Origin of the sequence: Prevotella sp. C561 (assembly GCF_000224595.1) — a bacterium.
Lineage (GTDB): Bacteria > Bacteroidota > Bacteroidia > Bacteroidales > Bacteroidaceae > Prevotella > Prevotella jejuni.
On sequence record NZ_JH114203.1, the window covers coordinates 1 to 703 of the forward strand.

The window sequence follows — 703 nt, forward strand, 5'->3', positions numbered from 1 at the left end:
TGTGGAATGCTGTGTGTTCTGTTCTTCTGTGTTTTTCTGTGAGAAAAAGAATAATTGCGAGACTCGCTGGAGAGGTTTTTCTCTCACAGAGCGCACAGAGTTCACGGAGCGTTTGGCGCACAGTTTGAGCCCACAGAACGCCTTCGGCATACAGAGTTCACAGAACGTTACTGCTAAAGGTGGGTGTTGGGTGATGAGTGGTAGGTGTTGCTGATTAGCTAAAACGGGTGTTGGGTGTTGGGTGTTAGGTGTTGATGATTAGCTAAAGTTGGCTGTAAGGTTCTGTGAAATCGGTTGACTTAATGTCTCTGTGGAATGCTGTGTGTTCTGTTCATCTGTGTTTTTCTGTGAGAAAAAGTACACACCCACTCGATGAGATGACACAAAAAACAACTCGTTGGGGAGTTATTCTCTCACAGAACTCACAGACTTAACAGAACATTTTGGCGCACGTTTCGAACCCACAGAAGGCCTCCGGCATACAGAATTCACAGAACGTTATAGCTAAAGGTAGGTGTTGGGTGATGAGTGTTAGGTGTTGATGATTAGCTAACGTTGGCTGTAAGGTTCTGTGAAATCGGTTGACTTAATGTCTCTGTAGAATGCTGTGTGTTCTGTTCTTCTGTGTTTTTCTGTGAGAAAAAGAATAATTGCGAGACTCGCTGGAGAGGTTTTTCTCTCACAGAGCGCACAGAGTTCACGG

General features: G+C 44.8%; 1 pseudogene. It reads left to right on the plus strand.

Going from position 1 to position 703, the window contains the following annotated elements:
- A pseudogene (locus HMPREF0666_RS18400) lies at positions 1–214 on the plus strand (hypothetical protein); the annotation flags it as partial.
- Between the last annotated feature and the right edge of the window lie 489 nt (positions 215–703).